The organism is Desulfobacula sp. (assembly GCF_021107415.1).
Genome location: NZ_JAIOSW010000235.1, coordinates 1 through 9,634 on the forward strand (window position 1 = coordinate 1; position 9,634 = coordinate 9,634).

7 protein-coding genes and 1 riboswitch are annotated in these 9,634 nt (G+C 42.2%); all 7 genes read right to left on the reverse strand.

The annotated features are described in order from the left end of the window. Nucleotides 1-220 precede the first annotated feature (220 nt). The 7 genes from K8S13_RS12750 to K8S13_RS12780 all read right to left on the reverse strand — a co-directional run bounded on the left by K8S13_RS12750 (nt 221) and on the right by K8S13_RS12780 (nt 9,483). Nucleotides 221-1,177, reverse strand: coding sequence for an IS1595 family transposase (locus K8S13_RS12750; protein WP_291463007.1), 957 nt, complete (start codon nt 1,175-1,177; stop codon nt 221-223). A gap of 1 nt (nt 1,178) precedes the next feature. Further along, on the reverse strand, nt 1,179-1,727 hold the full coding sequence (locus K8S13_RS12755; RefSeq protein WP_291463001.1) for a hypothetical protein: 549 nt from the start codon (nt 1,725-1,727) through the stop codon (nt 1,179-1,181). A 368-nt stretch (nt 1,728-2,095) separates the two neighbouring features. After that, nucleotides 2,096-3,109: an NAD-dependent epimerase/dehydratase family protein gene (locus K8S13_RS12760; protein WP_291463002.1), complete on the reverse strand. Its 1,014-nt coding sequence runs from the start codon at nt 3,107-3,109 to the stop codon at nt 2,096-2,098. 444 nt (nt 3,110-3,553) lie between these two features. After that, entirely contained in the window at nt 3,554-3,937 is a 384-nt protein-coding gene (locus K8S13_RS12765; protein WP_291463003.1) for a hypothetical protein, read from the reverse strand. Nucleotides 3,938-4,117: 180 nt separating this feature from the next. Beyond that, on the reverse strand, nt 4,118-6,322 hold the full coding sequence (locus K8S13_RS12770; RefSeq protein ID WP_291463004.1) for a hypothetical protein: 2,205 nt from the start codon (nt 6,320-6,322) through the stop codon (nt 4,118-4,120). Nucleotides 6,323-6,404: 82 nt separating this feature from the next. Further along, nucleotides 6,405-6,478, reverse strand: a riboswitch (cyclic di-GMP riboswitch). A gap of 240 nt (nt 6,479-6,718) precedes the next feature. Next, nucleotides 6,719-7,078, reverse strand: a complete 360-nt coding sequence (locus K8S13_RS12775) for a hypothetical protein (RefSeq protein WP_291463005.1) — start codon at nt 7,076-7,078, stop codon at nt 6,719-6,721. A gap of 83 nt (nt 7,079-7,161) precedes the next feature. Beyond that, nucleotides 7,162-9,483: an aminotransferase class III-fold pyridoxal phosphate-dependent enzyme gene (locus K8S13_RS12780; RefSeq protein ID WP_291463006.1), complete on the reverse strand. Its 2,322-nt coding sequence runs from the start codon at nt 9,481-9,483 to the stop codon at nt 7,162-7,164. Between the last annotated feature and the right edge of the window lie 151 nt (nt 9,484-9,634).

Consider the following 9,634-nt stretch of genomic DNA (forward strand, 5'->3'; position numbering starts at 1 on the left):
ATAAATGTAATACTTTGGGTAAAAGTTTTCATAGGAGTTTTTACCTAATGTTTATAAAATAAAAGTTTTTTCTTGTCACAGAAGGCCATAGATTTGAGCCTCTTTTTTTGATCTTTAGCCGGGCTCTTTTGATTTTTTTTGTGTGCATTCCGGGCCGGGGTTCCTATCTTGAAATTATCTAAAATTTTAGTGGGGTGGCTGGTTAGGTCCTCCTGCCGTATCACCAAGAATATCCGTGCGTAACTTTCTCATCTGTAATTGGGCTAGTCGCAACAGCTTGCTCTATCAGTCGTCGAAAAACTAATCCACGACTACTGGAAGTTCGGCGATTGAAACGAAAAGTAAACTCTTCTAAATACGCTCGTAAATGTTCGGGATCAAACGATCCTTGATGAGTGCCCAACATCCAGCGTTTGAACAAACTTGCAATGCGATGTACTCCTGGCAAGTTAACATGAGCAGGATCACCACTGTCGGAAAGTACAATCTTTTCATGTTTAAAACCGCACTTTAGAAGATCGTTATAACCGCCCCAGCCGTCGGTATATATTGTTGCTCCCGGCTTAACCGTTTCTTGCACAAACGGAACCAAATTATCCCCGGATGCATCTGTAACAGGTCGCATCCGTACTCTTCCGTATCCTTTCGGGGATTTAAGCTCAACTGCAATTACGACAATGCACTTGTGAGCGCCACGACCCCTCTTACCATTTTGTTTAACACCTCCTACTAAAGTTTCGTCTACCTCGACATTGCCACCCAAAAGACTTCTGTTGGGGCGAACCATTGCCACCCGGTAACGTTGCAACATGGCCCAGGCCACACGATAACTGGTCCCCAATGTGCGTTGAAGTGTCTTTGCCGACATACCATTTTTTGCGGTAGTCATATGCCAAGCCGCCTCAAACCATGTTGTGAGAGGAGTGCGAGTTTTATCGAAAATTGTTTTAGCTGTGATTGATGTCTGGTGGCGACATGCAGAGCATACCATACGGCTGCGTGTCTGGCTCCATGCTTCTTTCCTTTTGCCACAGGCAGGGCAAATAAATGTATCTGGCCATCGCAACTTTAGCAAGTATTTTGCGCATGCCTCATTATCTGGAAACATAGTCACAAACTCACGGTATGTATTCGGATAATCTCGCCCTGCAACAAGACTGGTTGAAAGCAGCACCATTTCATTCTGTGAATTCATTGGGCAATACTATCACAGGAGGAGCTAACCGTCCACCCCACTTATCAATATTAACGTATACTGGCTCAACTGTCTGTAATATTATAATATCACCGACTTGATCAGAGCCAGGGTTATAAACAAAATTGATCCGATCATAAAATTCATCATGCAATTGATCGGGTTGTAGACCATAAAAATTTGCATTAATATGGGCATCTGCTGATCCACCACCAGAGTAATTTACATTTATTGAATATTCAAATTCAAAGGATAAAAGAGCCAAATATGAAGTAGGGCCATCTTCATATCCAATTATTTGGAATTCTAACCCCGATTTTGCTTCGGAGATACTTGAGGAAAAATAATCACCCATAACTCTAGCATAAGCATTTGTACCATCTGAAAATGCATCACCTTGGTATTCAACTCTATCCCCAGTAGTAAAAACAGTATCTTGCCCTATAACAACTTCTTCTACACTCAATACATATGGTGGATTAAAGCTAAGGAACAACAATAAAACAAATCCTATTAGAATCTTTATTTTCATCTTCAATTATTCCCTCCAGTGATTGATCAAAGCAATCTTTTTTTTTGCGTATTAATTTAGAATATCATGCAAAAATTGGTCCGAACAAATTGCATCCCAAAATCCCTTAATTTAGGCCATAGGTATTTTTACCTATGAAAAAAATGTAACAATTGTGGGTAAACTTTTTCCTATTTGGTGAAGTACATTATTTTGTCAAATTTTAATAAAAATTCTACTATATAGAAAAATTCAAAATCAAATAAATCAAGACTTCATTATAGTAATTGGAGATATCGAACACATTTTTGTTCCAGCCCTGGAAAAATTCCAATCATTTTTTAGCTCTCTGTGAAAGTTTGACTTTGTTTCCACATTACCAGAGGGTATCATTTTTGACTTTTGAGTTTTCTAATCTCTTCAATCGTGTCATGCAGACTTTGTTCCATTGAAATTTGTTGTTGCCAGCCCAGAACATCTTTGATTCGCTGATTGCTGAAATTCCATAATTTTCCCTTCATTGTTGCCATGAACTCTGGTGAAGCTATCAGAGGTGTCCCCAATGTCAGACGGTTGAATTTATCAAAAAATCCCATAGCACCCATCATGAAATTCGGCAGGGTCATGAGTGGCAATGGAATTTTGGAATCTAAACTGTGCATGGTTTCAATAATATCACGAAACATCGGGGATATGTCATTGCAGACAATAAATCGCCCTTCACACTCTTTTTCACCGGCAAGGATATGTGCAGTTACTACATCCCGAACATCTACATAGGGGTAATTCATCTGCATTACACCCAGTCGCATGGCACCCATCATCAGAGCTTCCAACACGTCAATGGTAGGCGTATTCCTTGCGAACCCAGGCCCTGCAATAGTACCAGGCAGAATAGACACCATATGAAGTTTCTTTTCCCTGGCAATTTTCCAGGCCAGTTTTTCACCTTCCGTTTTCGCTTTAATATAGGGGACCCTTTTATCATTAGTCCAATTGCTTTCATTTGAAGGAGGGGTGTTGGGCAAGGTCATTGGAAGGGTGACAACTGAGGACGTCAGTACAATTTTTCTGACTTTTGCCTGCACAGCAGCATAAAATGTATTTTCGATTCCCTTAATGGAGGCATCAATAATTTCTTGTTTCCTGCCTGGTTCAGTATATGAATAAACCGCAGCTGTGTGGAATAATAAATCGATACCTTCCATGGCAGCCTCAAGTTGGTCCGGTCGGTTCAAGTCCGCTTCAACAAGGTCAATATCTCCAAGAGATTTAAGTCGCTGCACTTTTCGAGTGTCTTTTAAAGAGCGGATACTTCCTCGAACTGTATGCTCTTTTTTGAGCAACCCTTTGATTAAATTATATCCCAGATGTCCGTTTGCACCTGTAACAAGAACTTTCATGGGTCTCTCCTTTCTTAGGGTTATGATTTCCGATTTGAAACTTTTGATCTGCAATTCAGTATCAAGATAAAATATTGTTGTAAATAGGCATGAACTCCTAATTTTGAATTGAAAGTTCTATATGGGCAACATTTGGTTTGCAAAAACTTTTCATTCAAGTATATGGAAAATCGCCGCTATCAAGTAAATAAGGCCTCCGTTATATTTTATTGGACCAAGTTGATTCTTGTTCAAGCCTGGAAAAAAATATTTCAAAATAAATTTGCTATATTATATCGTGGAATACGAAAGAATGTCTTTTTACAATATGTTTGGCTCATATATTTTAATGTGAATTGAACGTTTCCGGCAAGCAAAAACTACGATATATGGAATTTTAACATTAAGAAAATTATTTAGCAGGGCCATTTAAAGACCCTACTAAATTTTATGTTAATAATATTTTCAGTTAAAACAATCAGTTCTCCCAAATTCAGATCCAAAACTTTCAATGTCGGATGCATTATAGGGAGGATTTATAAACTGATACAGATCGAAACCATCGACATCACCATCCGGTTCTAAATCCCAGATACAACCGCTTGTGGTCATTGTATACCAGAAACCTGCGTAAAGGTCATAATTTTCAGATGACACCGGTGCGACAGGCGAGGATTGGCCCAGTGTTGAGTGAGTCTGAAAACCAGTTGAAGCCATGGGTATACCGGCGCCTGACATGACACTGCTTGTTATGGAATAGCTGGTGCTATGCATCCTGCTAAAAGCATTTCCAGAAAAGAAGAAAAGCAATCCCATCACAAAGAACAAAATAAATATTTTTATTTTCATGAACAACTCCTTATATAAATTCAATTTTATACCCGTTATATTTTTTATAAAATTCATGGCGGCAAATATTAATCAGCCTCCAAAAGTATCACTGCCAGTCAGTTAAACACCTCAATAAACACTCAGAAACTGATCTAATTTTAAGCAGATGATTCCAAAAGACGATCATGGCCTCAGCCGCTAATCATCCTGAAACAAATCCCCTGCCTGCCAGTTGTTGAAATCGGATACACTACGATTATACCCCCCGCTGACGCTGGATGATGGACCGCTGGCTGTATTTTCAAAGCCTCCGCTGACGCTGGATGATGAACCGCTGGCTTCATTGAATTGGCCCCCGCTGACGCTGGCATGATTGGTAGTGGCCGTGTTGTCTCTGCCCCCGCTGATGCTCGATGTTCCTCCGATAGCTATGTTGTTCCAACCCCCGCTCACCGTTGAAGCGTTACCCATGTAGTGATTGGTGAGCGCTGGGTCACCAGAGATATTACTCTTACCCCCCAGGATGGCTGAATAATTGCCAAAGGCCTGATTGCCCTCATTGCCTACGTAGATGGTGTAACCACCGCCCCCGCCGACGAATGAATAATCACCGCTGGCTTTATTATAGCTGCCCCCGCTGATGCTGGCTGTATTGCCGCTGGTTTCGTTATTCCCGCCTCCGCTGATGCTGGCACCATCGCCGCTGGTTTCGTTATTCCCGCCTCCGCTGATGCTGGATGATGTACCGCTGGCTACATTGCTATAGCCCCCGCTGATGCTGGATGATGAACCGCTGGCTACATTGCCATAGCCCCCACTGACGCTGGAATAGGTTTCCATTGCATGATTACCTTGGCCCCCGCTGACGCTTGTATGTATGCCGCCGGTTGCGTTATTATAGCCTCCACTGACGCTGGAATAGGTTCCCATTGCATGATTACCTTCGCCCCCACTGACACTGGCATATGGACCTGAAATTGTATTCTTCATTCCTGCAACCAAACCTCCATAGGAAGAATAATTTTGTTTTGCCCCAACCACAATATTATGTGAGCCAGTACGATCATTGGGATCAGGAACTGGGCGTGATTCATTATATCCAACAATCAGATTTCCAAGTCCATTGGTGCCATCAGTTGTCCCCGTTCCATTGACAACGTGGACATTCACACCGCTGAAGGTGATATCGTTGTCGTTTCGGGTGACATTGGTCAGCAGAGTTTCCAGTGCCGCTATTTTACTTTCCAGGGATGCGATGCGGGTCTCCAGGGCATTGACATAGGCCTGGGAGTGACCTGCACTCATCTGGGCAGAGCCGTCCGGGAATATGATCCCGTTGTCGTTGCCAGTCACCTTAATATTCCCTGCAACCTCTAATTTTTTGCTGGGAACTTCTGTACCAATTCCGACATTGCCCTCGTTGGATATTACCATTCGACTCCACTTTAATGTTGATCCATTCGGTGTTGTAAAAAAATAAATTTTTGTTCCCTTGGATGTATCATTAAAATTTTCTGAGGCCAGAAGACTAATTCCTGCATTGGAACCAGAACCCCACGATGTTCCACCATAGCCTTTCCCACCAAAGTAATTCAGTAAATCATGTTCGTGAACTGCTGTTGGGGCTGTGGATGTTCCTCTCGCCTTTCTTCCTACATACATGGGAGACGAGAACTGGCTGTCTCCATATGCCGAAGAATAATAAGATACCGCTTTGTTTTCATCACTTATCTCAAGCTTGCTGATGGGATTTATGGTGCCTATACCCACGTTACCGGTTTCTTGCTGAATGACCAACGCATCTTCTGCATTATAGGCTCCGATGCGGACCCCGTAATCGTAAACGGCCTTGATGTAATTTCCGTAATCCCCCAGATAAATAGTCCCTTCCTCCCCCGTGGCATCGAAGCTTCCAAGGCCCTGAACCATCAGATTATTGAGATCAAGATCAACCATGCCCTCGTCTGCGCTGAGGAAAGCAGTAGAGTCAATACCGTCCAGGGTATCTGCATTATCGGCATGAAAGGCATAGGCAGTGCTTATCAGGCGCTGGCGCGGGGTCAGGATTTCCCAGGTTGCTTCGTCTAGATTGTAGATCTCAACTTCAATACCCACAAAAGGAACAGAAAAAATATCTTCAGAGAGTGGCACGACCGCACCAAGATTGACATTAAAAATGCCATCGGTTATCAGAACATTCTGTTCCTCACTCCAAAGTTTATTTCCGCCAGTGAGGTCATCATAGAGATGAAACTTCATGTCATAGGTTGCATTTAAGGAATTACCGTCTGTATCGGTTGCTTTCCCCTGAAAATTTATCTGCCCCGGCACCTGTGCATGGGATACCAATGGGAATAATACCAGCAGGAACAATATGCCTGTAATGAATGTAAATATTTTCATCTGCTTCATCTTAACTTCCCCCTTTAGAATTTGGTCTGTAATACCAAATTTGTGAACTCATAAACAAAAAGCCGGGATGCTCAATGGCAACCCGGCTATCTTTTATGACCCGTGGTATTCCGTCCCTGCTTCTCAACAAGTTTGGCTTTATCTTTGTTTGCTATAATATATGCAAAAAGTATACCTTGGTTTTACAATATCATGAACCCCAGTTTTCAATATTTTCAAGGTTTTATAGGGGTTTTTACCTATGAAAAAAATGTACTAAAATGAGAAAAAAATGTAACAATTATGGGTAAAGTTTTACCCATCAATGGAAATGAAAAATTCAATTTACTAATATAATGAATGGAAAAGGGATTAAAAAAGAGCAAGCTTTTTCAAGGTATATTCAGGTCAGATGTCAGCGTCTAGAATAAGTCCTCGTCCGCTTTTTATCTGCTGGACCAGATTTTCAAGCTCTGCATGGGAGATATCATGTTTAAAAATCTGATCGATTTTTCCTGAGTCATCTATCGTGACAATATCAATAAAAATATCATCACCTTCCTGATATACACACAGCCGGAACGGAGAATCATTTTCTTCGAGTTCCTGATGGGTTTCATCTACAATTTGTGTCAATTCATCAAAATGCTTTTTCGCTTCCTGAAAGAGTTTTTTTTTCTTATGTTTTTTTTTCTCAAAGGAAGCTGCATTGGACTTATCCGGATTTATGGGTTCACTCTGGTATATCTTTGATATGTCTTCCATCATTTTATCCATTTTTAAAATAGGTGAATAAAATAGGCCTTGTAATTTAATTATCGCTTCTTTGGATAAAAATCTTTAACAAAGGGCTAACCGGCATTCTTCATATTTGAGAGTGCATCATCAAATACCCGGATAAACATGTCTGCATCTTCTTTTGTTATGACCATTGGGGGTTTGATTTTAATGACATTATTAAAAGGGCCGTCTGTACCCAGTAAAATCCCCCTGTTTTTCAATCGATTGACCATTTCAGCCGCTTTTCGGGTAGCGGGTGCCAACGTGCTTTTATCCTTAATCAGCTCTATACCGATAAAAAGGCCGATGCCCCTGACATCACCGATAATATCATGCTTGTTCTTGAGACCATTGAGTCCCTCAAGCATCCTTGCGCCAACCTGTTTTGCATGTCCCTGCAGGCCTTCGTCTTTGATAACATCCAGAACCGCCATTCCTATAGCACAGGATACCGGGTTGCCGCCAAAGGTTGCAAAAAATTCCATGCCATTGGCAAAAGAGTCTGCAATTTCTTTTCTGGTCACAACGGCTGACATGGGGTGGCCGTTTCCAATGGGCTTTCCCATGACGACAATATCCGGGACCACGCTTTGAAGTTCAAATGCCCAGAAATGCGAGCCAACCCTGCCAAATCCGGCCTGGATTTCATCTGCGATACAAAGACCACCGGCATCTCTGACATGTTTGAATGCCGTTTTAAAATATCCATGGGGTGGAATTACCTGTCCGCCGCAGGACAACAGGGATTCCGTGATAAATCCTGCAATGGGTTTCGGAATATTTTTAAGGATTTCACCCACTTCGTTGCCATAGGCTTTGCCTGTATCTTCTCCCCGGCCCTTGAATTTTCCTCTGTATCCGTCAGGTACGGGCACTACATGGACCCAGGGTTCAGGTTCTCCTTTGCCTCCTTGACCCATAAATTTATAAGGGCTGATATCTATCATTGAACTGGTATGCCCATGAAAGGCATTCTCGACAACGAGCATATCCTTTTGATGAGTGTAGACTCTTGCAATACGCAAGGCAAGTTCATTGGCTTCACTGCCTGAATTGACAAAAAAACAGGTGTCCAGTTCCCTGGGAAGGGTGTCACAAAGCTTTTGGGCGTACTGGGTCAGTCCATCGTATAAATAGCGGGTATTGGTGTTGAGTCTGGCCATTTGTTTCTGGCCGGCTTGTACAACTTTGGGGTGGCAATGACCCACATGGCAGACATTATTATAAAGATCAAGAAAGGGTCTGCCATTGTAATCGTATAAATATTGACCTTTTCCTTTCAGAAATTTTAATGGTTTGTCATAGGAAGGTGAGACAGACGGGGCAATAAGTCTTTGACGATTTTTTAAAAGCTCGGTAACAGATGCACCGCGATTTTCAAACGGTTCAAGATTAGTCTTGCTTGCCAGGATAATGGCTGCCTGGGCCGGGCCTGTTGTGGAAAGAACCTCCAGTTTTTTCCAGGCTCGCTTTTCCGATACAAACCAGTTTTCCATGGTTGGATCAATTTTTTTTCTTTGAGCCGAAATGATGACCGAGACAGCCAGTCGTGCACACATCAAAGGGAAAATAGCCATCATTTCATCTATGGATAAGGGGCGGATCTTGTGATAGGCACCGATAATGGTTGCTGCCGCTTCCAGGGGATTGTCTTCATCCAGGGTATGATAGGCAAGGGCAATGGCAAGGTCACAGACCGTGGGGTTTGTAAGACAGTCCCCAAAATCCAGTATACCGACAACCCGTTCGTCAGATACCAGGACATTGTCATCATTAATATCCCCATGAATCAGGGATTTGGGTAAAGATTCAAATAAAGGTCTGACAATGGCGGCATAAAGATGGAAAACCCATTCAAGGATCTGACGTTTTTCCAGGCTGTCAATCAAATAGATTTTGGAGCGATGCTGATCAGCCCTGGCAAGATCCCAATGATGGGTTCTTTTGGAATCCGGGTGAACAATAAAAGACATATCCATATTCATCTGTGCGATGATGGTTCCAAGATTTTCCAATAGCTCATTTGTTGCTGGAAGTGCCTGACACCAGGCTTTTCCTTTAACAAATTCCAGAAGCCGTCCCCGGATTTCTTTCCGGTCCTTTGTCATCAACCGGGCCTGGACAGAGCCGGTCCGTGTCAGGATCACCCGTGGAAGACGGATAGGAAGTTTGGCATTGATGAGTTGATCCACTGCAAGATGTTCAATCTCTATCATTCCGGCAGTTGTATTATCATCAGCCAGCTTAAGGACAAAACAGGTGCCGTCATCTTTTTTTATCAGATAATTTTCATTTTCACCGGCCAGCCTGGAAATTTCACCGGAAAAATCATATTCGATTTCCATCAGCTTTGTAATGGTTTCAGTTAAATAAGATGAATTTTTATCCGTCATAATGCAGCTTTTATTTTTCTTCTACCTGTTGGTTGAACATATGAACATCCTGTTGCGGATAGGGAATGCTGATGCCTTCTTTATCAAAGGCTATTTTGATTTTCTCTGTTAAACCAAAATAGACACCCCAGTAGTCGGTAGTTTTTGTCCA